The 22,369-nt window shown below is 70.5% G+C and carries 18 protein-coding genes; 12 read left to right on the top strand and 6 right to left on the bottom strand.

Annotated elements, in window-relative coordinates:
- Positions 1–134: 134 nt before the first annotated feature.
- Positions 135–1,415: a type III effector gene (locus AVKW3434_RS18075; RefSeq protein ID WP_284406947.1), complete on the top strand. Its 1,281-nt coding sequence runs from the start codon at positions 135–137 to the stop codon at positions 1,413–1,415.
- A gap of 42 nt (positions 1,416–1,457) precedes the next feature.
- Here AVKW3434_RS18075 and AVKW3434_RS18070 read toward each other — a convergent pair whose 3' ends face one another.
- Positions 1,458–2,150 (bottom strand): NAD(P)H-dependent oxidoreductase, encoded by a 693-nt coding sequence (locus AVKW3434_RS18070; protein ID WP_284406946.1) that lies wholly within the window; start codon positions 2,148–2,150, stop codon positions 1,458–1,460.
- Between the two features lie 330 nt (positions 2,151–2,480).
- On the opposite strand from AVKW3434_RS18070, the gene AVKW3434_RS18065 reads away from it, so the two are divergent.
- A complete protein-coding gene (locus AVKW3434_RS18065) occupies positions 2,481–6,074 on the top strand; it encodes a ribonucleotide reductase barrel domain-containing protein (RefSeq protein ID WP_284406945.1) in 3,594 nt (1,197 codons plus the stop codon).
- Between the two features lie 39 nt (positions 6,075–6,113).
- On the opposite strand, the gene AVKW3434_RS18060 is transcribed toward AVKW3434_RS18065, so the two are convergent.
- Positions 6,114–7,490, bottom strand: a complete 1,377-nt coding sequence (locus tag AVKW3434_RS18060; protein WP_284406944.1) for a sigma-54-dependent transcriptional regulator — start codon at positions 7,488–7,490, stop codon at positions 6,114–6,116.
- A complete protein-coding gene (locus AVKW3434_RS18055; protein ID WP_284406943.1) occupies positions 7,487–9,286 on the bottom strand; it encodes a sensor histidine kinase in 1,800 nt (599 codons plus the stop codon). The genes AVKW3434_RS18060 and AVKW3434_RS18055 overlap by 4 nt, the downstream gene beginning before the upstream one ends.
- A 124-nt stretch (positions 9,287–9,410) precedes the next feature.
- On the opposite strand from AVKW3434_RS18055, the gene AVKW3434_RS18050 reads away from it, so the two are divergent.
- The 3 genes from AVKW3434_RS18050 (at position 9,411) to AVKW3434_RS18040 (ending at position 12,807) form a co-directional block, all read left to right on the top strand.
- Positions 9,411–10,082 carry a DUF4166 domain-containing protein gene (locus tag AVKW3434_RS18050; protein WP_284406942.1) on the top strand — a complete coding sequence of 224 codons (672 nt, stop codon included), beginning with the start codon at positions 9,411–9,413 and terminating at the stop codon, positions 10,080–10,082.
- Positions 10,083–10,086: 4 nt separating this feature from the next.
- On the top strand, positions 10,087–11,574 hold the full coding sequence (locus AVKW3434_RS18045; RefSeq protein WP_284406941.1) for a TIGR01777 family oxidoreductase: 1,488 nt from the start codon (positions 10,087–10,089) through the stop codon (positions 11,572–11,574).
- Between the two features lie 159 nt (positions 11,575–11,733).
- A complete protein-coding gene (locus AVKW3434_RS18040) occupies positions 11,734–12,807 on the top strand; it encodes an AbrB family transcriptional regulator (RefSeq protein ID WP_284406940.1) in 1,074 nt (357 codons plus the stop codon).
- 145 nt (positions 12,808–12,952) lie between these two features.
- Here AVKW3434_RS18040 and AVKW3434_RS18035 read toward each other — a convergent pair whose 3' ends face one another.
- The 3 genes from AVKW3434_RS18035 to AVKW3434_RS18025 form a co-directional block, all read right to left on the bottom strand.
- On the bottom strand, positions 12,953–13,240 hold the full coding sequence (locus AVKW3434_RS18035; RefSeq protein ID WP_272566968.1) for a BTH_I0359 family protein: 288 nt from the start codon (positions 13,238–13,240) through the stop codon (positions 12,953–12,955).
- A gap of 222 nt (positions 13,241–13,462) precedes the next feature.
- Positions 13,463–14,674: a DUF3108 domain-containing protein gene (locus AVKW3434_RS18030; protein WP_284406939.1), complete on the bottom strand. Its 1,212-nt coding sequence runs from the start codon at positions 14,672–14,674 to the stop codon at positions 13,463–13,465.
- An 89-nt stretch (positions 14,675–14,763) separates the two neighbouring features.
- Complete coding sequence (locus AVKW3434_RS18025) at positions 14,764–15,546, bottom strand: IclR family transcriptional regulator (protein ID WP_284401536.1); 783 nt, start codon at positions 15,544–15,546, stop codon at positions 14,764–14,766.
- A 107-nt stretch (positions 15,547–15,653) separates the two neighbouring features.
- Between AVKW3434_RS18025 and AVKW3434_RS18020 the strand changes: the two genes are divergently transcribed.
- From AVKW3434_RS18020 to AVKW3434_RS17990, 7 genes are all read left to right on the top strand, one after another.
- Positions 15,654–16,661: a fumarylacetoacetate hydrolase family protein gene (locus tag AVKW3434_RS18020; protein WP_272549346.1), complete on the top strand. Its 1,008-nt coding sequence runs from the start codon at positions 15,654–15,656 to the stop codon at positions 16,659–16,661.
- Positions 16,658–17,755 (top strand): TraB/GumN family protein, encoded by a 1,098-nt coding sequence (locus tag AVKW3434_RS18015; protein ID WP_284406938.1) that lies wholly within the window; start codon positions 16,658–16,660, stop codon positions 17,753–17,755. Before AVKW3434_RS18020 ends, AVKW3434_RS18015 begins: the two co-directional genes overlap by 4 nt.
- 102 nt (positions 17,756–17,857) lie before the next feature.
- Positions 17,858–18,847 (top strand): Bug family tripartite tricarboxylate transporter substrate binding protein, encoded by a 990-nt coding sequence (locus AVKW3434_RS18010; protein WP_284406937.1) that lies wholly within the window; start codon positions 17,858–17,860, stop codon positions 18,845–18,847.
- A gap of 119 nt (positions 18,848–18,966) precedes the next feature.
- Positions 18,967–19,536: a hypothetical protein gene (locus AVKW3434_RS18005; protein WP_284406936.1), complete on the top strand. Its 570-nt coding sequence runs from the start codon at positions 18,967–18,969 to the stop codon at positions 19,534–19,536.
- Between the two features lie 246 nt (positions 19,537–19,782).
- Positions 19,783–20,946, top strand: coding sequence for an iron-containing alcohol dehydrogenase (locus tag AVKW3434_RS18000; RefSeq protein WP_284406935.1), 1,164 nt, complete (start codon positions 19,783–19,785; stop codon positions 20,944–20,946).
- A gap of 182 nt (positions 20,947–21,128) precedes the next feature.
- Complete coding sequence (locus AVKW3434_RS17995; protein WP_284406934.1) at positions 21,129–21,812, top strand: type 1 glutamine amidotransferase domain-containing protein; 684 nt, start codon at positions 21,129–21,131, stop codon at positions 21,810–21,812.
- A gap of 274 nt (positions 21,813–22,086) precedes the next feature.
- A partial coding sequence (locus AVKW3434_RS17990) for a contractile injection system protein, VgrG/Pvc8 family (protein ID WP_284406933.1) occupies positions 22,087–22,369 on the top strand: 283 nt, incomplete at its 3' end.

Here is a 22,369-nt window from a genome sequence, read left to right as displayed (position 1 = left end):
CTTCGCTCGAATCGCTAGGCAGACCCCCGAAACCGGATGCACGAGAGGGCGCAACCAGCCAGGAATCTTCCTGCGCCGAGCCCAGCCGCATAGACATTCGGGTGCGCAGTGAACTGCATGCTGAGAGACACCGTGTGGGCTGGACGCAAGCCACTGAAACGACCGAAAGACTCGGGCACAAGATTCAGTCGATCCTGGGATTGCGGAACTCAAACGCCCGGACCCAAGCCTTTATCGAGTTCATGGCAAGCGGTAGAGGGCAGCCTGATGCCACCATGCTGGATCTGGGCGATGGCTGGACGAGGGCCACGCGCCGCGTGGGCGGCAAGACGGCGTGCATCGACTTTCTCACCGATGGCAGTGGGGCTGTGGTGGATGCGCGGTATCCGGGCCAGCGCCCATCGCTGCCGCTGGGCAAGGAAAGGGATGCTTTTCGCACGGCGCTCCAAGAAGTGAAATCGGTAGGCGTAGAAGCGTTGCGCAAGGTGCCCGTGTATTACGTGAATAGAAATACGCGAGGCTACGCGCTTCCTACGCACGGCTATGTCGTTGCAGGAGATCCAGGCAAAGGGCGCAAAAGTGGCGCCATTTTGTATGGGGTCGGAGGTGACCCGAAACGCGGACCAGTGATCCTGGATGACAGCATGCTGAAACGTCTCCTTGACAAGTCAGGAGGCAAAGGATCAGACAAATTACCCGAGGCTGCGCGCGCTGCTATTTCCAGATTGGCGGGTGAAAGTTTTGCTAGCCGGGAGGATTTCTATGCCGCTTATAGCCGCACGCGCGGAGATTTGTCCGATCCCGCATCACTCCATGAAGAAATATCTTCCATCTATCGTCTATTGCCAATGTCAACCATGGAGCTTTGGCCCAAAAAAGCGGACGATTACAGGGTGGCGAAGCCTGCTGCGCCAGAGAGAGATCTCCGCGCCTTTGAAAATCTGCCCAAGGACATTGGGCATAAGGTCAGTTTGCGGCAGATATCCGATGTGGACAGCACCGCTCTGCTCGAGGCCAGGCAACAGTTCGATCTCCACCGGCTGTACCAAGATGAGTTGCTGGGTCGAAACGGAACAGGCGTTCCCTCCGAGCTTTTCCCTCCTCTTGCAGATGTCGAACGCCGAAGTTCCTTGAGTGTTGCAACCCCGCGATTCCAGCGGCTTCCCCCGCACACCTCTGACAAGGTCGGCAATTGCAACACGGGCGCTGCATCGCTGCTTCAGAGGGCCATCGACAACAATCAAAGGCCAGGCACATCGGCTTCGCAAAAAGTAACCGCTGCTAGCATTTTCGGTGTGGGATCGGGGCATCGAGTGGCGCTTTGGGACCCGTTAAGGCACCGTGAAAGTGCGGCGGACCGTTTACCAACGCAGCGGGAGGCAGACCGCCACGCTGTGGACCGCTCAATGTCCTGAAACCGCCCTGAACTTCCGGCACGGGCGGCCCAGCGCCGACGATCACACCTCAGTGACGAACTGCTCGCGCGGACGGCGCACCTTGGGCAGCGGGGCCAGCCAGTCCTGGTCGGCCTGGCGGTAGCCCAGCGGCACGATCGCCACGCTGCGCAGTCCGCGGGCGCGCAGGCCCAGGAGGGTGTCGAGCGCGTCGGGGTCGAAGCCTTCCATCGGGGTGCTGTCCACCGCCTCGTAGGCCGCGGCCATGAGCGCGGCGGACAGGGCGATGTAGGCCTGACGGGCGGCGTGCTGGAAGTTCACCTCGGCGCCGCGCTGCGGGTAGGTGCCCAGCAGCATGTTGCGGTAGTTCTCCCAGCCTTCGTTCTTGAAGCCGCGCACCGCGTTGGTGTAGTCGAACATGGCGTTGATGCGCTCGGGCGTGTAGTCGTCCCACGCGGCGAACACCAGCAGGTGCGAGCCGTCCGTGATCTGCGCCTGGTTCCACGCGATGGCCTGGATGCGCTGGCGCACCTCGGGCTGGGTGACGAGCAGCACCTCGAACGGCTGCAGCCCGCTGGAGGTGGGCGCGAGCCGCGCGGCTTCGAGGATGCGCTCGACCTTCTCCTCGGGCACCTGGCGGGCCGGGTCCATCTTCTTGGTGGCGTAGCGCCACTGCAGGCGCTCGATCAGCGGGGTGGCATCGGGCCCGTGGATGGCGGTTTCGAGTTCGGCGGCCAGTTCGGCGGTGGGGGACATGGTGGATTCCTGAAAAGAGAGGGTGGGATGAAGGGATGGGCGGGCGTGCCACCGGGAACCGGGGCACGTTGCCTGGAATATGGCGCCAACGGCCAGGGCGCATAAGCCCCGGCGCGGGAATCACAGCGTTTCGATCCAGGAAACAAAAAACCGCGGCAGCGCGCGCGCCGGCCGCCCAGAGGGGCCGCCATCGCGCGGCCCTGCCGTGCATACACCCAGGCACTTTCACCCTCTGAAAAACCCTCGTCGTCCTCGTTGACATTGGGCAAGCCGGACGGCGGGCCACCGGAGTAAAACGGGGGCCTTGTGCACCGTGGAAGCCCCAGCGACATGCAACGCGACCCCTTCACCCCCGTGGCGTCCGACGCCACTCCCGTGCAGCCCATCAGCCTCGACGTGCTGCGCGAAAAGTACCTCAAGCCCGGCGAGACGGAGGTGCAGGACCTCTACCGCCGCGTGGCGCGGGCCCTGGCCTCGGTGGAGCCCGCCTCCGAGCGCGCGGCGCACGAGGCGCGCTTTCTCGCCAACCTGCGCGCGGGCGCTATCGGGGCGGGCCGCATCATGAGCGCCGCCGGCACCGACATCCAGGCGACGCTCATCAACTGCTTCGTGCAGCCCGTGGGCGACTGCATCCAGGGCATGGACGACGGCGGCTATCCCGGCATCTACGAGGCCCTGCGCGAGGCCGCCGAGACCATGCGGCGCGGCGGCGGCGTGGGCTACGACTTTTCGCGCATCCGGCCCAAGGGCGCGCAGGTCAAGGGCACGGCCTCGCTGGCCTCGGGGCCGTGCAGCTACATCAACGTGTTCGACCAGTCGTGCTCCACGGTGGAGAGCGCCGGCGCGCGGCGCGGCGCGCAGATGGGCGTGCTGCGCATCGACCACCCCGACGTGCTCGAATTCATCACCGCCAAGCGCACCCCCGGGCGGTGGAACAACTTCAACGTGTCGGTCGGCGTGACCGATGCCTTCGTGCAGGCCGTGGCCGATGGCCAGCCGTGGGACCTGGTGCACCCCGCGCGCCCCGGCGCCGCGCTGCTGGCGCAGGGCGCGGTGCAGCGCACCGACGGCCAGTGGGTCTACCGCACCGTGCCGGCCCGCGACCTGTGGGACACCATCATGCGGTCGGCCTACGACTTCGCCGAGCCGGGCATCCTGTTCCTCGATGCGATCAACCGCGACAACAACCTGCATTACTGCGAGGCGATCGCGGCGACGAATCCTTGCGTCACGGCCGACACCTGGGTGCTGACGGCGGAGGGCCCGGCGCAGGTGGCCGACCTCATCGGGCGGCGGTTCGGCGCGGTGGTGGACGGCCGGGTCTTCTGCACGGAAAGCGAAGGATTTTTCAAGACCGGCCACAAGCCCGTGATCGCCCTGCGCACGCGCGAAGGCCACACGCTGCGCCTCACGCCCGACCACCGCGTGCGCCGCGTGGCGCGGCAGACCCGCTACGCCCAGTCCCTGGAGTGGACGGCGGCCGGCGACCTGCAGCCGGGCGACCAGATCGTGCTGCACGACCACCGCGCGCTTGGCGGATGGGATGGCGCGGGCACCGAGGCCGAGGGCTACCTGCTCGGCCTGCTCGTGGGCGACGGCACCTTGAAGGCCGACAAGGCCGTGATCTCGGTCTGGGCACCCGAATTGCGGCAGGTGGGCAACGGCACCGTGGCCTATGCCGCCACCGGCCCGGCAGGCATCGTGCAGGCGGCCGAAGCCGCCGCGGCCACGTTGCCCCACCGGTCGGATTTCAGCGGGTTCCAGCGCCCCGTCGGCACGCGCGGGGAGGCCCGCATGGCCAGCGCCGCGCTGTGGCGACTGGCGCACGCCATGGGCCTGCGGCCCGGCCACAAGACGATCACGCCGGCCATGGAATGCGGCTCCTCCGCCTTCGCCGCCGGCCTGCTGCGTGGTTTGTTCGATGCCGACGGTTCGGTGCAGGGCGCCCAGGACAAGGGCGTGAGCGTGCGCCTGTCGCAAAGCGATGCCGAACTGCTGCGCACCGTGCAGCGCATGCTGCTGCGCTTCGGCATCGCTTCCACGCTGTACACCGACCGCCGCCCCGCGCAGCACTCTGTGTTGCCCGACGGGCGTGGCGGCACCCGGGCCTACCCCACGCAGGCGCAGCACGAACTGGTGGTGTCCGGCGACAACCTGCAGGTGTATGCCGATCGCATCGGCTTTGCCGACACCGCCAAGGCCGCTCGCCTGGAGTCCGCCCTGGCGGGCTACCAGCGCCGGCTGAACCGTGAGCGCTTCACCGCCACCGTGGATTGCATCGCGGCCGATGGGTGCGAGGACGTGTACGACGTCACCGTGGCCGACTGCCACGCGTTCGACGCGAATGGCCTGTATGTGCACAACTGCGGCGAGCAACCGCTGCCGCCCTACGGCTGCTGCGACCTGGGGCCCATCATCCTCACGCGCTTCGTGCGCAACCCGTTCGGGCTGGCGGGCGCGCCGGCCTTCGATTTCGAGGCCTTCGAGCAGAGCGTCGCCACGCAGGTGCGCGCGCTCGACAACGTGCTGGACGTGACCTTCTGGCCGCTGCAGGCGCAGCGCGCGGAGTCGGCCGCCAAGCGGCGCATTGGTGTGGGTTTTACCGGCATGGGCAACGCGCTGGCCATGCTGTGCCTGCGCTACGACCGCGAAGCGGGCCGCGCCATGGCCGCGCAGATCGCCGAGCGCCTGCGCGATGCGGCCTATGCCGCATCGGTGGCGCTGGCGCGCGAGAAAGGGGCGTTCCCGAAGTTCGATGCGGCCGGCTACCTGGCGCCCGGCACCTTCGCCAGCCGGCTGCCGCAGGCGCTGCAGGCGCAGATCCGCGAGCATGGCATCCGCAACAGCCACCTGCTGTCGATCGCGCCCACGGGTACGGTGAGCCTGGCCTTCGCCGACAACGCCTCCAACGGCATCGAGCCGCCGTTCTCGTGGACCTACAAGCGCAGGAAGCGCGAGGGCGACGGCCGCATGAGCGAATACGCGGTGGAAGACCACGCCTGGCGGCTGTACCGCGAGCTGGGCGGCGATGTGAACGCGCTGCCCGACTACTTCGTGAGCGCGCTGTCCATGCCCGCCGCCGACCACATCGCCATGATGGAGGCGGTGCAGCCCTTCGTGGACACGGCGATCTCCAAGACGGTGAACGTGCCGGCCGACTACCCGTACGAGGACTTCAAGGGCCTGTACCTCGCCGCCTGGCGCGCGCGCCTCAAGGGGCTGGCCACCTACCGGCCCAACACCATCCTGGGCGCCGTGCTGGAAACGCATGCGCCCGAGGCCGCGCCGGCGTCGGCCACTCCCGTCGCGACACCCGCATCGGCCGCAGCCCCCATCGACCCGATGCGCACCGTGATCGAAAGCCGACCCAAGGGCGCCCTGCCGGCCGTTGCGGAGAAGGTGGAGTACTGGACGCAGGAGGGCCACAAGACGCTGTACCTGGTGGTGTCGTTCCTGCCGGTGCCGAATGCCGGCGGCACGGGCACGGTGGACCGCGCCATCGAGTTCTTCATGCCCGTGGGGCAGAGCGGCGAATCGCAGCAGTGGATCACCTCCAGCATGCGCATGCTCTCGCTGGCCGCGCGCGGCGGCTTCCTGGAGCGCGCCCTGAGCGACATGCGCAAGGTGGCGTGGGACCGCGGGCCCGTGCGCCTGGGCACGCGCCAGCGCGAAGACGGCACGCGCGTGCCGCTGTGGCACGACTCTGAAGTGGCCGCCATGGCCTATGCCATCCAGAACATCCTGGCCAGCCGCGTGCCCGACCCGGTGCAGCAGGTGCTGCCGCTGGACGAGCCCGAGGCGCCCATGGGCATGCCGCCCGCGATGGCCGGCAAGAAGTGCCCCGAGTGCGGCGCGCACGCGGTGATCCGCAAGGACGGCTGCGACTACTGCACGCAGTGCGGGCACCTGGGCACGTGCGGTTGAGGGGCGGGTAAGGGGCGGGCAGGGCCGGTGGCCGGCGCGCTAGCGCAGGCCCAGCCGGGTGAGCTTCTTGATCAGCCCGGCGCGCGAGATGCCCAGGCGGCGCGCGGCCTCCGACTGGTTGCCCTGGGTGGCCTCCATCGCTTCCCGCACCATGCGGGTTTCCAGCTCGAAGATGGCCGCATCCAGCGCGCCGACGGGGGCGGCCGCTGCCGCATCGGCCGGGCCCGCATCCGGCAGGTGCGCCAGGTCGCCGCTGGCGAACCGCAACAGGTCGAGGTCGATGCGCAGGTGGCCCGGGGCGATCAGCGCACCGGCCGACTCCACCAGGGCCCGGAGCTGGCGCACGTTGCCCGGCCAGGGCTGCGTGGCCAGCCAGGCCTGGGCGTCGGGCGCGAACAGGGCCTGCGGCGCCACGCGGCGCAGAAAGTGCGCGGCCAGCAGCGGCACGTCCATGCCCCGCTCGGCCAGCGCTGGGATGCGCATCACCACGCCCTTGAGGCGGTAGAAGAGGTCCTCGCGAAAGCCGCCGTCCTGGATCATGCCCTCCAGGTCGCGGTGCGTCGCCGACACCACGCGCACGTCGGCCTTCTTCATCTCGCGCCCGCCCACGGGCAGGAAGGTGCCTTCCTGCAGGAAGCGCAGCAGCTTGACCTGCATGGCGGGCGGCATCTCGCCCACTTCGTCCAGGAAGAGCGTGCCGCCGTGCGCGGTTTCCACCAGGCCCGGCTGGTCGCGGTGGGCGCCGGTGAAGCTGCCTTTCAGGTGGCCGAAAAGCTCGCTCTCCAGCAGCTCGCTGGACAGGGCGCCGCAGTGGATGATCGCGAAAGGGCCCTGCCGGCGAGCGCTGCATTGGTGCAGGGCGCGGGCCACCAGCTCCTTGCCCGTGCCGGTGGGCCCGAGCACCATCACGCTCACCGAGGTGCCGGCCACGCGGCGCACCATGGCGCGCAGCTGCTGCGCGGCAGGCGACTGGCCGACGATGCCCAGGTCTTCGCTGCCCTCGCGTGCGCGCAACTCCCGCAGCTCTTCGTCCAGGCGGGATTTGTGCATGGCGCGCGAGACGACGAAGCGCAGCATGTCCGGGTCGATGGGCTTGGTGAGGAAGTCCCACGCGCCTTTCTCGGCTGCGCGCAGGGCGAGTTCCCGGTCGCCGTGGCCGCTCAGGACCACCACGACCGAGCCCGCGAACTGCCCGATCAGCTCCAGGCCGGCTTCGGGGTCCATGCTGGGCGGCATGGCGAGGTCGAGCAGCACCACGTGGGCGCGGTCCTGTCCGAAGGCCCAGGCCGCCTCTTCGCCGCTGCCGGCCACGGTGACCCGGTGGCCCAGTTCGCGCAAGAAGGAGCTGCCCAGCCGCTGGTAGGCGGGCTCGTCGTCCACCAGCAGGATGTGGCCCAGGGAGGGAGAAGCGGTCATGGTTGGTGGGGAGGAAAGGTCAGGGTGAAGCAGGTGCGCCAGGGTGGGCGCTCGGTCAGTGCGGCCGTGCCGCCGTGCGCGGCCATGATGCGCGCGACGATGGCCAGGCCCAGCCCGGTGCCGCCCGGGCTGCGCGAGGCGAAGGGCTGGAACAGCCGCTCGCGCAGCTCGGCGGGAATGCCGGGCCCGTCGTCGCAGACATGCAGCCGCAGGCCGTCCTCGCCCAGCTCGGCATCCACGTGCACCCGCCGCTGGCCTGCGGCGGCCTGGGCGTTGGTGAGGAGGTTGGCCAGCACCTGGTCCAGCCGCGCGGGGTCGGCGTGTACGGGGCAGGGCCCGTCCAGCCCGGGCCCCAGTTCCACGGACGGGGCGTGGCGGATCGCCTGGCGCACCTGCTGCGACAGGTCGATGGCCCGCGGCTCGATCTGCCAGGGCTTGGCGTAGTCCAGCAGGTCCTCCGCCAGGCGCGAGATGCGGGCGATCTGCTCCTGCACGTCCTTGCGGACCTCGGCCGGGGAAAAGGCCGTGGCCATGGCGATCACGTTCAGCGGGTTGCGCAGGTCGTGCGCGACCGTGGCCGAGAGCGAGCCCAGTTCGGCCAGGCGGGCCTGTAGCTGCCGCTCGCGCTCGCGCTGCTCTGCGGCCGCGGCGTTTTCCACCTGGCCCGCCGCCTGCACGAGGACGGTGCCGAACAGCTCCGCCAGATGCCGCTGCCCCGGCGGCGCCTGCTCGAACCCGTGCAGCCGGGCCTGCCACTGGGTGCCGTCCTTGCGGCAGTGCACCGTGGGGGTGTGCGGATCGGGGGCGAGCGAGGGGCCCGTGACCACCCGCACGGCCACGCCCATGCGCTGGGACAGCAGCGAGGCGGCGATGGACGAGAGTTCGCCGAGCGATTGGGCCGAGGACAGCGCGCCGCGCCAGGTGCCCAGGTCGTGCGCCGTCGGGGTGCCGCCGGGGTAGACCAGGCGCTCGGCCAGCCGGCGCACCGGCCCGCTCCAGGCCAGGCAGGTGGCGGCCACCACGGCGGAGGTGAGCCAGCGCGACTCCACCGGCAGCAGCAAGGTCAGCGGCACGGCCAGCAGGCCCAGGAACAGCACGATCGCCCAGGCCAGGGCCCGCCGCGCCCAGGCGTTGGCCATGAAGACCCGGTAGCGCAGGATGCCGTAGACCAGGATCAGCGGGTAGGCGGGGAAAGCCAGCACCTGCCAGGGGTACTGGGGAATGCGCAGGGCCGCGAACGCGTAGCCCGAGATGCACATCAGCCCCCAGCCGCACGAGAGGGCCACGGCCGCGATCTGCCGGCGTTCGGTGGCCACCCGCGTCTGCCAGAAGGCCTTGGCCAGCACCAGCAGGCCCGCGCTCGCGCAGGTGGCCCAGACCAGGCTGGTGGTCCATCCGGCCGCATTGGGCACCACCACCCACTGCACGCCGGTGAACGGCGGAAAGTGCTCGAACGCGCCCGGCGGCACCCACCAGGACAGCGCGGTCGCGCCGCACGCCGCGCCGTAGGCCAGCCGCAAGGCCCAGGGCCGCAGCCGCTGGCCCGTGAAGATGGCGCAGAAGTGCAGGAACGCCGCGGACGTGATGGGCACCGTCGCCAGCAGGGCCATGGCGAAGGGCGCGGTGCCGATGCCGGCCCAGTTGGGCAGCTCGTTGCCCACGATCCACAGCCCCACGCCCAGCAGGAAGACGATCAGCAGCCGGGCGCCCGCCACGTGCTGGGCCCACAGCCACAGCACGCCGGACAGGGCCAGGGTCTGAACGAATGCCAGGGCGAGCGCGATGTGAATGGCCATCCGGCACTGTAAACCGTGTCGACAGCGCGCCCGCCGCAGCTGTCTACCGCGTTGACAGGTGGATTGAAAAACCGTTTGAAATCAACGGTCTGTGCGCTGGCACGTGCCCTGCAATACAGAAGGCATGAAGACCGCCACACCCCTCCTTGTGCCCCGCGATGCCGATGCCTATGCAGATGGCCATGCCCCTGCCGAGGCGCCGGTGCCCCTGGACCTGGCCGCACTGCTGGGCGCGACCCAATGGCACCGGCTTTCGCCCGCGATCCGCCGCCGTTTCGCGGCGGGCCATGCGCCGGTGCGCTACAGCGGCGCGCTGGACGTCCGGCGCTCCCGCATGGGCCGGTGCTTTGCCTGGGCCTCGCGCCTGCTGGGCGGGCCGCTGCTGGATGCCGACGAGACCGGCGTGCCCGCCGAGGTGCGGGTGCACTGCGACGCCCGCGGCGGTGTCGTGTGGGAGCGCCACCTTCGCCTGCCGGGGCGGCGCGACGACGCCGTCGTGCGCTCGACCAAGCTGCGCGGCCCGGACGGCGGCCTGCAGGAGCGCACGAGCGGCGGGCTGTCCATGGCGCTCGACGTGGTGGTGGAGGACGGGGCTCTGGTGTTCTACAGCCGCCGCTATTTCCTGGCGCTGGGCGCGTTCTGCGTGCCCATTCCCGATGGGCTCACGCCGGGGCGGTGCCGGGTCGAGCACCGCGACGAAGGGCCGGGCACGTTCCGCTTCACCCTGGACATGGCGCACCCGCTGTGGGGCTGCACGTTTTTTCAAACCGGTGTGTTCACCGATCCCGAGGAGTGATTCCATGGACATCGTTTTCATCGTTCTGACGGTGCAGGCCCTGATGGGGGCGTTCGACAACCTCTGGCACCACGAGTGGTCCGCCCGCCTGCCGCAGCGAACCTCGGCCCGCCATGAGCTGCTGCTGCACGCGGCGCGCGAGGCCATCTACGGCGTGCTCTTCCTGGGGTTCGCCTGGGTGCAGTGGCAGGGCTGGTGGGTGCTGCTGCCGACGGCCCTGCTGGCGGTGGAGATCGTGATCACCGCGGCGGACTTCCTGGAGGAGGACCGCAGCCGCCGCCTGCCGCCCGCCGAGCGGGTGCTCCACACGCTGCTGGCGGTGAGCTATGGCGTGCTGGTCGGCGTGATCGCGCCCCTGTTCGCGGCGCACGCGGCCCTGCCGACCGGCGTGGTGCGGGTCGGGCATGGGGCCTGGTCCTGGCTGTTCACGGTGGCGGCCGTGGTGGTGCTGGCCTGGAGCGTTCGCAATGCGTTCGCCGTCGTGCGGCTGCGGGCGGCCGTGCCATCCGCTGAACCCCTGCCCGTTGCCGCCCGCGGGCCTGCGGTGCTGGTGACGGGCGCCACCGGCTTCATCGGCACGGCGCTGGTGCGCCGGCTGCAAGGCGAAGGCCGGCGCGTGATCGTCTGGACGCGCGATCCGCTGCAGGCCCGCGCGACCTTCGGCCCGCAGGTCTGGGCGCTGGACCGCCTGGAGGACATCCCGGGCGAGACACGCATCGACGCCGTGGTCCACCTGGCCGGCGCGCCGGTCCTGGGCCGGCCGTGGACCCGCGCGCGGCGCCGGCAACTGGTCGAGAGCCGGGTCGGAACGGCGCGGCAGCTCCTGGGGCTGATGCAGCGCCTGCACTGCCCGCCCGCCGTGCTGGTGGGGGCGTCGGCCGTGGGTTTCTACGGCGTGCCCGCGGCGGACACCCCGTTGGACGAACGCGGCGCGCCGCAGCCCGGGCGCTTCCAGTCGCACCTGTGCGCCCAGGTGGAGCGCGCGGCAGGCGCGGCACAGGCCCTGGGCGTGCGGGTGGTCTGCCTGCGGATGGGCCTGGTGCTGGGGCCGCAGGGCGGGGCCTATTCGCCGCTGGCCTGGGCGGCACGGGCCGGACTCGGCGCCGTGCTCGGCAGTGGCCGGCAGCGCGTGCCGTGGATTCACCGCGACGACGCGGTGGGCTTGGTCTGCCATGCCCTGTCCCACCCCGGCATGGCCGGCCCCGTGAATGCCGTGGCGCCGGACGTGCCCTCGCAGGCGCGGTTCGCCGCGGCGATGGGGGCCTCTTTCGGCAGGCCGGTCCTGCTGCGGATGCCGGCGTGGCCCCTGCGCGCTGCGCTGGGGGAGATGTCCGAACTCCTGCTCTGCGGGCAGCACGCGGTGCCCCGGCGCGCCCTCGCCGAGGGCTATGCGTTCAGGCACCCCTCGCTGGCCGGCGCGCTGGGCGCCCTGGCCCGGCCCGGGGCCGCGGCCTCGGGCGAACCGCTGTGCCCCGCGGCCCGGCCCTCCTGATGCCGGTGGATTGGTTTGCTATTAATTAAATAGCATCAAAGGCAATGAGTACTAGGGCATTCGGCCTTCTTCATCGCAATCCTGGGTGAGCAAAAGGGGGCCGGTGCCGCGCGGGCGATACTTTCCCCTCCCCTGGATTTCGCCGCTCCGCGCCCGCCGATGCTCTCTTTTCCACCTGCCCGCATTCTTCTCACCCTGGCCCTGGCCCTTGCGGCCGCGGTGGTGTGCCTGGCCCTGCACACGCCGCTGCCCTGGATGATCGGTCCGCTGGTCGCCACCGCGCTGCTGTCCATCTCGGGCGTGCCCACGGCCAGTTCGCGGCGCCTGCGCAATGCCGGGCAGTGGACCCTGGGCGCGGTGCTGGGCCTGTATTTCACGCCGCAGGTCACCGCGCTGGTGGCGGGGCTGTGGTGGGCGATCGCGCTGGGTGTGGCGTGGGCGCTGTTCGGCGGCTGGCTGTTCGGCGCGTGGCTGTACCGCGTGCACGCGCCGCATTTGCAGGGCGTCCCGGCGCCGGTGGTGCGCGCGACCAGCTATTTCTCGGGCGCCATCGGCGCGGCCTCGGAGATGACCCTGCTGGCCGAGCGCGAGCACGCCCGCACCGACCTCGTGGCCGCCAGCCACAGCCTGCGGCTGGTGATCGTGACGGTGACCATTCCATTCGCGCTGCAGTTCAGCGGCCTGCACGGCCTGGACCTGCTGCCGCCCGCCGTGCGCGTGGTGGACGTGCAGGGCCTGGCGCTGCTGGCCGGCCTCACCGGCCTGGGCGCGCTGGCGATGGACCGCCTGGGCCGCGCCAACCCCTGGTTCATGGGCGCGCTGCTGGTGTCGATGGGCCTGGCCATGGCGGGCATCACGCTGTCGGCCGTGCCGCAGGCGCTGGTCAATGCGGCGCAACTGGTGATCGGCGTGAGCCTGGGGGTGCGCTTTCGCCCCGGCTTTTTGCACACCGCGCCGCGCTGGCTGGGCTCGGTGGCGATCGGCACGCTGGTGCTGCTCGCCGTGTGTGCGCTGTTCGCCGTGGCGCTGTCCCGGGCCACCGGGCTGCACTGGGTGACGATGGTGCTGGCCTCGGCCCCCGGCGGCATCGCCGAGATGTCGATCACCGCCAAGGTGCTGCAGCTGGGCGTGCCGGTGGTGACGGCCTTCCAGGTGTGCCGGCTGATCGCCGTGCTGCTGCTGGTGGCGCCGTTGTATCGGTGGATTTACCCGGCGACGAAGCCGGCCGGCTAGCCGCGCTGGCCCATGGGGTGTGCCTGGGCTGACATGGCTTGAAAATGAGTGCCCCAGTGGCAGACGCCATTCATGTCAATGGCTTGCCTAAACAGGAAGGAGCCACGGAGCCCATCCCCGTGGCCGTGGGACGGTGCAAGGTTCGTCAGTGCACCACCACCGGGTTTTGCGCCAGCCCCACGTAGCCGTCCAGCGTGTCCTCGACTTCTTCCTGCGTGGGGGTGTCGCGTTGCCAGGCCAGGATCTGCTGCTGGAACATTTCGGCCCACGAGCCGTCCAGGTACACCTCCTTGCCGGAGCGCTTGTCCACGATTTCGAAGCCGTGGCGCGCCAGCTGGGGCGGGGTGGGCCAGCCTTTGGGGGCGCCGTCCGCGGCGGCATCCGGCTGCATGTGGACCACCACGAAGGTTTCGGAGTCATAGAGCATGTGCATGGTGTTCCTCTGTCGGTGTGTTGCTGTCAGATGGCCACCCAGGTCGCTAAGTTCAAGCCCTGGCGCTTTTGGCGGTCGGTGAAAACCCGCCGGCTGCGTGAAAACAGTATTTCATGAATCCTGTGCGCGGGCGGCCTGATCCGCGAAGTAACCGCACTGTCCCACGCCCATGTGGGCGAAACCGCACAGGTTCTCGGGCGGTTCGCCGCGCCGCAGCCGCGGTTACGGTGGCGTGCTGGCGCTCAGGCGCAGGTCGGCGAAGTCGCCGTTGGACTGCGTGATGCGGATGCGCGCCGGCAGAAAGCCCAGCGACGGCGCGAGCCACAGCTCGGCCTTCTGGTCGTATTCCTTGCGCGGCAGGCGCTGCAGCTTGAGCGCGGGGGTTGCGCCGCGGGGCAGGTCCAGCATCTCGGTGCCTTCCACGGTGAAGGTCCAGCGGTCGGCGTAGCGCGCGCCCACGGTGGTCAGGGTGATCCGGGTGCCGTCGGGATAGCGCTCGGGGGCGGCGGCCAGCAGGGCGCCCAGCTGGATGAACACGCTCAGGCGGTCCTGCGCGCCGGCGCCGATGGCGGCCTGCGGCGTGTTGGCGCTGAAGGTCACGCGCCCCTGGCCGAAGTTGAAATGCGCGGCCTGCTCGCTGCGGGCCTTGTCGCCGAAGCGTTCCGGCTGCAGGCCGCTGGCGGTCACCTGCCCGGTGCTGGTCTGCGAGCGCGCGCCGATCAGGAAGGCCTTGATCTCCTGCCGGGCCTCGTAGCGGGCGCCGTCGTGGCGCCACAGCAGTTCGGCACTGGCGCGGTAGTTGAACTTCTTGGCCTGGCCGCTCACCTCGAACTCCAGGCGCACCGGATCGGGCAGGCGGGCGGGCGGCGGCGTGGTGCTGGCGGTGTTGGCGCCTGCGCCGGGCGGTCGGATGTCCACGCCGGCGCTGCTGTCCTGGGCGCTGTCGGTGGGGGCCGATGCCGCGGCGGTCGGCGGGGCGGTCGGGGCCGAAGCCGTTGGCGCGGGCGGCGTGGCCGCCTCGGCGGTGGCAGCCTCTGCCGTGGCATCGGCGGCCGGGGCCATGGCGGTGGTTTCCGCGGGGGAGGCCGCCGGGGCCGGGCCATCGCCGCCCGGCGGCGGTTCGGCGGCCTGCGCTGTGGGCGCCGGGGTGGGCGGTGGAGCTTCCGGCGGGGCGGCGGCCGGCTTGCGCACGGGGGCCGGCCGGGGCCGGGGTTTGGCTGCTGCAGCGGGCGGCGCAGTGGCGGGAGCGGCTTCGGCCGGCGGCGGCGCGGCGGGCGGCTCGGGTGGGGGCGGTGGCGCCACGGTGCGGGTGTGGAAGGCCATGCGCACCGGCGCGCCGCGATCCTGCCCGCCGCCCAGGGGCAGGCCCACCAGCACCCAGGCGTGCACAGCCAGCACCAGCAGGGTCAGCAGGACGAGGACGCGGCGCGGCATGGGTCAGTGCCCGGACGACAGCATCGGCGCGGCGGTGGCCGAACGCCGGCCTGCAGCGCCGGCGCGGCCCGCCCGTGGCCCCGGCCCGCTCATGCGCAACCGTGACCCAGGTCGCGCGACAGCGCCTGGGCGGCGGCGCGCAGCGGCGCGTCGATGGCGCCGCCCCAGGCTGGATCGAACGTGGCGACCGAGCCCAGCGTGGTGATGCCCAGGGCCAGGTGCCCGTCGGCGTCGAACACCGGGGCGCAGAACGCGACGATGCCCGGCAGCAGGGTGTCCACCACCCGGGCCGCGCCGCGCTCGCGCACCTCGGCCAGCAGGGCGTCGACCGCGGTGGTGTCGGTAGGCAGATCGGTGCGGCCCAGCTTGGCGGCGTGCGCCAGCTCTTCCTGGAGCAGCGCGGCCGTGGCCTCGCGCGGCAGGTGGGCGCAAAAGCAGCGGCCGGTGGCGGAGGCCAGCAGCGGCATGACGTCGCCCAGGCGCAGGTTGGCGGTCACGGCCTGGGGCGATTCCTCCCAGTGCACGATGGTCGGGCCGCGGTTGCCCCACACGGCCAGCGCCAGGGTGTGGCCGATGGTGTCCATGAGCGCGGGCATGCGCTCGCGCGCCAGGCGCATCGCATCGAGCCGCGCGAGCGAGGCCAGGCCCAGCTTGAGCGCGGCCGGCCCCAGGTCGTAGCGCGCGGTGCCCGGGTCCTGCGCCACCAGCCCCAGGCGCTGGAAGCTCACGAGGTAGCGGTGCGCCTTGGCGGCGCTCATGCCGGCCGTGGCCGCGAGGTCCTTGAGCATCAGCGGTCCGCGCGACCGGGTCAGCCCCTCCAGCAAGGCGAAGCCGACTTCCACCGACTGTATGCCTGCCCGTTCCTTGTCCATCTGCACTAGAATTTCCAGAGTTTTGTTTAGTTAAATCAATTTAACCATTCGTAATTCGTGCCGGGCACCCGCCGCCGGTGCGTTGGAAGACAAGAGGTCTGAGCCCCATGAAACTCGCCACCTACAAAGATGGTTCCCGCGACGGCCAGCTGGTCGTCGTCTCTCGCGACCTGGGCACGGCCCATTATGCGACCGGCATCGCGAGCCGCCTGCAGCAGGTGCTGGACGACTGGGGCTTCCTGTCGCCCCAGTTGCAGGACCTGTACGACCAGCTCAACGCCGGCCGCGCCCCGCACGCGTTTCCCTTCGATCCCGCCCAGTGCATGGCCCCGCTGCCGCGCGCCTACCAGTGGGCGGACGGCTCCGCCTACATCAACCACGTCGAACTGGTGCGAAAAGCGCGCAACTCCGAGGTGCCCGAGAGCTTCTACACCGACCCGCTGATGTACCAGGGCGGCAGCGACGACTTCATCGGCCCGCGCGACGACGTGGTCGTGCCGAGCGAGGCCATGGGCATCGATTTCGAGGCCGAGATCGCCGTCGTCACCGGCGACGTGAAGATGGGCACCACGCCCGAGCAGGCGCTGGACGGCATCCGCCTGGTCATGCTGGCCAACGACGTCTCGCTGCGCAACCTCATCCCGGCCGAACTGGCCAAGGGCTTCGGCTTCTTCCAGTCCAAGCCCGCCACCGCGTTCAGTCCGGTCGCCATCACGCTCGACGAACTGGGGGACGCCTGGGACCAGGGCCGCGTGAACCTCACGCTGCAATCGACATGGAACGGCCGCAAGGTCGGCATGTGCGATGCCGGCCCCGAGATGACCTTCCACTTCGGCCAGCTCATCGCCCACGTGGCCAAGACGCGCAACGTGCGCGCGGGCTCCATCATCGGCAGCGGCACGGTCAGCAACCGCGGCGTGGAGCAGAACGGCCGCACCGAGTGGCCCAAGGGCTACAGCTGCATCGCCGAAAAGCGCTGCATCGAGACCATCCAGGACGGCAAGCCCTCCACCGAGTTCATGAAGTTCGGCGACACCATCCGCATCGAGATGAAGAACAAGGCCGGCCAGAGCCTGTTCGGCGCCATCGACCAGAACATCGCGGCCCCGCAATGACGACCCGCGCGGGGCTGGCCCGGCTGGCGCTGGCGGCGTGGCTGTTGCTGCCGGGCGCCCTGCTGGCGCAGCAGGCGCCGGCCATGGCCGCGCCAGCCGCTGCCCCCGCGAGTGCCGCCAGTGACGATGGCCGCGGTGCCCCGCGCTCCTGCCCACCGGAGGCGGCCCCCTTCGATCCGGCCGAGATGCCGCAGGCCCTGCGCCATGCGCGCGACCGCGGCCTGCTGTGGCGTATCGACAAGGACGGGCGCACCAGCTGGCTCTACGGCACCGTGCACGCGGCCGAGCGCGGCTGGATGTTCCCCGGCCCGACGGTGCGCGCGGCCGTGATGGCCTCGGACCGCGTGGCGCTCGAACTCGACCTGCTGGACCCGGCCGTGATGCAGGCCCTGCAGGCGGCCATGGTGGCCCCGCCCGGTGCGCCCCCGTTGCCGCCGGCCCTGGCCGCCCGCCTCGCCGCCCAGGTGGACGCCGCCTGCCTGGCGCCGGCCATCGCCCGCCTGCGGCCCGAGCTGCAGGCCGTGACGCTCGTGGGGCAGTCGGCGCGCCGCTTGGGCGTGGACCTGGCCTACGGCATCGACGCCGTCATCGCCGGCATGGCCCGTGCGACGGCCAAGCCCATCGTGGCGCTGGAAACCCCCGAGCAGCAGATCCGCCTGCTGGCCTCCGACGACCCGGTCCGCACCGCGGCCGCCGTGGGGGCGGCGCTCGACCAACTCGAAGGCGGGCAGGCGCAACGCTCCATCACCCGGCTCACCCGGGCCTGGGCCGACGGGCGCCTGAACGTGCTGCAGACCTATTCGCAATGGTGCGAGTGCCTCGCCAGCGAGGCCGAGCAGGCCGAATACCGGCAGATGGTGGACGCCCGCAACCCCGGCATGGCCCGCGGCATCGCCGCCGCCCATGACGCCGGGCACCGCGTGTTCGCCGCCGTGGGCGCGCTGCACATGGCGGGCCCCCAGGGGCTGCCGGCCCTGATGGCGCAGCAGGGCTTTCGCGTGCAGCGCGTGGTGTTCCCCGCGCCGGTGCCGCAAGCCGCACCGCCTCGCGGGGCTGGAAATGATTCCACGCCAGATCAGGCCCCAGCGCAATGAAATCTAGGGCATATCGCTATCAAAGTAGTAGCAAATAGAAAAACACGGATGCCCACCGGCGCATCCCTTTCCCCCGACCATTCCCTTGAAGGAGACAAAACCATGCACCGCAGAACCCTGCTCAAAAACGCCCTGGCCGCCGCTGGCGCCACCGCCGGCGCCGCCATGCCCTGGGCGGCCCAAGCCCAGTCCGACTACCCCAGCCAGCCGATCCGCTGGGTCGTGCCGTACCCGGCCGGCGGCGGCACCGACGTGCTGGCGCGCACCGTGGCCGAAGCCCTGCGCGGCCCGCTGGGCCAGCAGATCGTGGTGGACAACCGCCCCGGCGCCTCCACCAACATCGGCGCGCAGATGGTCGCCACCGCCAAGCCCGACGGCTACACGCTCATGTCGGCCGACAACGCCCTGCTGGCCTACAACGAGCACCTGTTCAGCAAGCTGCCGTTCAGCCCGGAAAAGGACTTCACCTACATCGGCGGCCTGAGCCGCTTTCCGCTCGCGCTGGTGGTGCACCCGGCCTTCGAGGCCAAGACCGTCAAGGACCTGCTGGCCTACGCGCGCGCCAACCCGGGCAAGCTCAACTACGCCTCGCCGGGCAACGGCTCGCCGCACCACCTGGCGATGGAGATGTTCAAGAACCGCACGCAGACCTTCCTGACCCACATCCCTTACCGCGGCGCCGCGCCTGCGCTGCAGGACGTGATGGGCGGGCAGGTGCCCTGCATGTTCCTCGACCTGGCCGCCGGCCTGCCGGTGATCCAGGCCGGCAAGGTGCGGGCGCTCGCCATCGGCTCGGCCAAGCGCGTGCCCGGCCTGCCCGACGTGCCCACGCTGGCCGAGGCCGGCGTGCCCAACACCGAGGTCTATGCCTTCCAGGGCGTGCTCGGCCCCGCCGGCATGCCGCCTGCGCTGGTGACTCGCCTCAACACCGAGGTCAACAAGGCCCTGGCCAGCCCGCCGGTGGTCAAGCGCATGCAGGACTTCGGCATGGAGCCCCTGGGCGGCACGCCCGAGCAGTTCCGCGCGATGGCCCGCGCCGAGGCCAAGCGGTGGGGGGAGATCATCAAGGCGGCGGGGGTGAAGCTGGATTGAGGGCGACGCCGATCGCGGCGGGTGCCCAGCGACGCGTGGGCGTTCGCATGGGCAAGGGGTGAATCCGGCAACGGGGCGGCACTTAAACTGCGCCCCTTCTTTTTTGACGCCGCTTCGCCATGCATTCGATATCTCGCCAGCGCCCCGCCACCGAATTCCGGCTGGCATGGCTTCGCGCAGGTCGGTCCATCTTGGCGACCGCTGCGTTGGTGGGGTTCGGTGCCGGTCCGGCAGGTGCTGCACCGCAGGCTTTCCCGGTCCTCGTCGATGCCGCCTTCTCGAAACCGGCGGCTGGCCACATCGCTTCGGCCGACACTTTGCAGGCGTTCCTGCGCCAGCTCCACCGCAACCGGCACGAAAACCGGTTCTGTTTCGTGCAGGAGCGGCTGCCCCCTGACGCCGCGCATCCCACAGAGCGCGACACGATCTGGATGGTGTGGACCACAGGGGCCAGGATTTACACCTTCACGAACGACCCTGGCGGGTCCCGCGAAGATCCCAACAGCGAGGCCGCAGGGCTGGCGCACTCCAACCCCGTCCATTGGAAGACGGACGTCGTGGCCGACGAGGACGCAGTGGGCGGCAGCACCTACCTCGTGACCCGGGCCTGGGTAGACCGCATCCGGCAGGCGTGCCGGCGCATGGGCGTCGCCGTCCGGGTGTCGCGTTTCCCAGCGGTCGTGCGGTAGCGCTGGCTACCCAGGCAGGCGTGCCCCGATCCTGGCCGGGCCGCGGCCAGTGCCAGTGCCAGTGCCAGTGCCAGTGCCAGTGCCACTGGATGCTTTACAAACGGGCGTTCGCCCCCACCTCCGGTAGATTGCCGCGCCAGGAGAGACGGAGCGGCTCCTTGACCGTCCGCAGGCCGGGACGGCGGCCCTGCTCCGGCGCCTGGCGCACCACGCCAACCCATCACTTCCCCCCTGGAGAAAAACCCCATGCTGAATTTCGATTTCCACAACCCCACGCACATCGCCTTCGGAAAAGGCCGCATCGCCGACCTGGACCGGCTGGTGCCGGCACAGGCCAAGGTGCTGATCCTGGTGGGCGGCGCCAGCGCCGAGAAGACCGGCACGCTGGCCGAAGTGCGGGCGGCGCTGGGGGCCCGGCAGCACGCCACGTTCGCGGGCATCGAGCCCAATCCGAGCTATGAAACCTCGATGAACGCCGTGGCGCAGATCCGCGAGGGCGGGTTCGACTTCCTGCTGGCGGTGGGCGGCGGCTCGGTGATCGATGCGGTGAAGTTCATCGCCGCGGCCGTGCCGTTCGGGGCCGGCGACCCGTGGGCCATCCTGGAAAAGCGCGGCAGCAACGTGGCCCGCGCGCTGCCGTTCGGCGCGGTGCTCACCCTGCCCGCCACGGGCTCCGAGATGAACAACGGCGGCGTGATCACGCACCGCGCCAAGGGCGCCAAGCTGGCCTTCGGCAGCCCGCACACCTATCCGGTCTTCTCGGTGCTCGATCCCACCAAGACCTACACGCTGCCGCCGCAGCAACTGGCCAACGGCGTGGTCGATGCCTTCGTGCACACGGTGGAGCAGTACCTCACCTACCCCGTCAACGGCGCGGTGCAGGACCGCTTCGCCGAGGGCATTTTGCAGACGCTGATCGAGATCGGGCCGCGCATCCTGGCCGCGCCCGAGCCGGTGTACGAGGACCGCGCCAACCTGATGTGGACGGCCACGCTGGCGCTCAACGGCCTGATCGGCGCGGGCGTGCCGCAGGACTGGGCCACGCACATGATCGGCCACGAGATCACCGCGCTGCACGGCATCGACCATGCGCGCACGCTGGCCGTGGTGCTGCCGTCCCTGCTGCAGGCGCAGCGCGGCGCCAAGCGCGCCAAGCTACTGCAGTACGGCGAGCGCGTGTGGGGCATCCGCACCGGCACCGAGGACGAGCGCATCGACGCGGCCATCGCCGCCACGCGCGATTTCTTCGAGCGCATGGGCATTCCCACCCGCCTGTCGGCCTACGGCGTGGGCGCGGACAGCGTGGCCACGCTGGTGGCGCAACTGGAGGCGCACGGCATGGTGCGGCTGGGCGAGCACCGCGACGTGACGCCCGAGGTGAGCCGCCGCGTGCTCGAAGCGGCGCTCTGAACGGGGCCGGCAAGGCCTTGCCAACCCGCTGAGCGCGCGCCATAGGCGGCGGGCTGCCGTCTGCGCCCGCGCCCGTTCTTTGCGGGCCCCCCCTTCCATTCGGCGGTGCCGGCCCCATCTGGGGGCAGGCGCTTTCGCTGGCGCTTCTCCTCTTTTTCTGATCTCCCTTTGAAAGCACCGCCATGGCAAAGAAAATCCTGATGGTCCTCACCTCCCACGACCAGCTGGGCGACACCGGCAAAAAGACGGGCTTCTGGCTCGAAGAGTTCGCCGCGCCCTACTACGTGTTCCAGGATGCAGGCGCCGAGATCACGCTGGCCTCGCCCCAGGGCGGGCCGCCTCCGCTGGACCCCAAGAGCGACGAGCCCGATGCGCAGACCGACGCCACGCGCCGCTTCAAGGCCGATACCGAGGCGCAGAAGCACCTGGCCAGCACGCTGCCGCTGTCCGGCATCAACCCCGACGACTTCGACGCCGTGTTCTACCCCGGCGGTCACGGCCCGCTGTGGGACCTGGCGGAAGACGCCCATTCCATCGCGCTGATCGAAAACACGTTCGCCGACCGCAAGCCCCTGGCCCTGGTGTGCCACGCGCCCGGCGTGCTGCGCCACACCAAGACGGTGGGCGGCCAGCCGCTCGTGCAGGGCCGCAAGGTGACCGGCTTCACCAACACCGAGGAAGAGGGCGTGCAGCTCACCAAGATCGTGCCCTTCCTGGTGGAGGACATGCTGAAGGAGCGCGGCGGCCAGTACGCCAAGGGCCCCGACTGGGCGCCTTTCGTGCTGACCGACGGCCTGCTGGTGACGGGGCAGAACCCCGCATCGTCCGAGCCGGCGGCGCACGCGCTGCTCAAGTTGCTGGGCTGAGCCGGGCTGCTTGCCTGCAGAGGCAGGCGGCTCCGATTCAAGCGTGCTGCAGCAGCGCCGGCCCACGGCGGGGGGCGGCGTGCCGGTGCAGAACGGCACTGCAGCAGTGCGTTGCTGGTGCGGAAAATGGATGAGCGAATGGGGCCGCTTTCCGCATCTGCTGCGCAGCTCCTGCTGCTGCCATGGATGGGCAGCCGGCGAGGAGGGCTTTTCGCATGCCGGGATATGATGACCGTCGTTTCAATGCCACAGCCTGTGTGAAGGTCTGCCCACGATGACACGCCGCGTCACGATCCAAACGCCATTGGGAGAACAGCTGCAGTTTCGCCGCCTGCAGGGCAAGGAATCCTTGAGCGAGCTGTTTGTGTTGGATGTGGATCTGCTGAGCGAGAGCAAGTCCCTCGACCCCAAGGCGTTGCTGGGCAAGCATGCCACGGTGGAGGTGGAGACCGAAGGCGGCGGCCGGCGCTACCTGGACGGCATCGTCACCCGGTTCGGCCTGCAAGGCGAAGACCACCGGTATTACTCCTACCGGCTGCGCCTGCAGCCCTGGCTGT

This window comes from Acidovorax sp. SUPP3434, from assembly GCF_030159015.1.
Lineage (GTDB): Bacteria > Pseudomonadota > Gammaproteobacteria > Burkholderiales > Burkholderiaceae_C > Paracidovorax.
This window is presented reverse-complemented; position numbering and strand designations above follow the sequence as displayed.

What these genes read in the sequence shown, in the direction of transcription:
- AVKW3434_RS18065 (WP_284406945.1), top strand. Translation starts at nt 2,481, where the DNA reads ATGCAACGCGACCCCTTCACCCCCGTGGCGTCCGACGCCACTCCCGTG.
- AVKW3434_RS18000 (WP_284406935.1), top strand. Translation starts at nt 19,783, where the DNA reads ATGCTGAATTTCGATTTCCACAACCCCACGCACATCGCCTTCGGAAAA.
- AVKW3434_RS18005 (WP_284406936.1), top strand. Translation starts at nt 18,967, where the DNA reads ATGCATTCGATATCTCGCCAGCGCCCCGCCACCGAATTCCGGCTGGCA.
- AVKW3434_RS18035 (WP_272566968.1), bottom strand. Translation starts at nt 13,240, where the DNA reads ATGCACATGCTCTATGACTCCGAAACCTTCGTGGTGGTCCACATGCAG.
- AVKW3434_RS18020 (WP_272549346.1), top strand. Translation starts at nt 15,654, where the DNA reads ATGAAACTCGCCACCTACAAAGATGGTTCCCGCGACGGCCAGCTGGTC.
- AVKW3434_RS18070 (WP_284406946.1), bottom strand. Translation starts at nt 2,150, where the DNA reads ATGTCCCCCACCGCCGAACTGGCCGCCGAACTCGAAACCGCCATCCAC.
- AVKW3434_RS18030 (WP_284406939.1), bottom strand. Translation starts at nt 14,674, where the DNA reads ATGCCGCGCCGCGTCCTCGTCCTGCTGACCCTGCTGGTGCTGGCTGTG.
- AVKW3434_RS18040 (WP_284406940.1), top strand. Translation starts at nt 11,734, where the DNA reads ATGCTCTCTTTTCCACCTGCCCGCATTCTTCTCACCCTGGCCCTGGCC.
- AVKW3434_RS18010 (WP_284406937.1), top strand. Translation starts at nt 17,858, where the DNA reads ATGCACCGCAGAACCCTGCTCAAAAACGCCCTGGCCGCCGCTGGCGCC.
- AVKW3434_RS17995 (WP_284406934.1), top strand. Translation starts at nt 21,129, where the DNA reads ATGGCAAAGAAAATCCTGATGGTCCTCACCTCCCACGACCAGCTGGGC.
- AVKW3434_RS18025 (WP_284401536.1), bottom strand. Translation starts at nt 15,546, where the DNA reads ATGGACAAGGAACGGGCAGGCATACAGTCGGTGGAAGTCGGCTTCGCC.
- AVKW3434_RS18050 (WP_284406942.1), top strand. Translation starts at nt 9,411, where the DNA reads ATGAAGACCGCCACACCCCTCCTTGTGCCCCGCGATGCCGATGCCTAT.
- AVKW3434_RS18045 (WP_284406941.1), top strand. Translation starts at nt 10,087, where the DNA reads ATGGACATCGTTTTCATCGTTCTGACGGTGCAGGCCCTGATGGGGGCG.
- AVKW3434_RS18015 (WP_284406938.1), top strand. Translation starts at nt 16,658, where the DNA reads ATGACGACCCGCGCGGGGCTGGCCCGGCTGGCGCTGGCGGCGTGGCTG.
- AVKW3434_RS18055 (WP_284406943.1), bottom strand. Translation starts at nt 9,286, where the DNA reads ATGGCCATTCACATCGCGCTCGCCCTGGCATTCGTTCAGACCCTGGCC.
- AVKW3434_RS18060 (WP_284406944.1), bottom strand. Translation starts at nt 7,490, where the DNA reads ATGACCGCTTCTCCCTCCCTGGGCCACATCCTGCTGGTGGACGACGAG.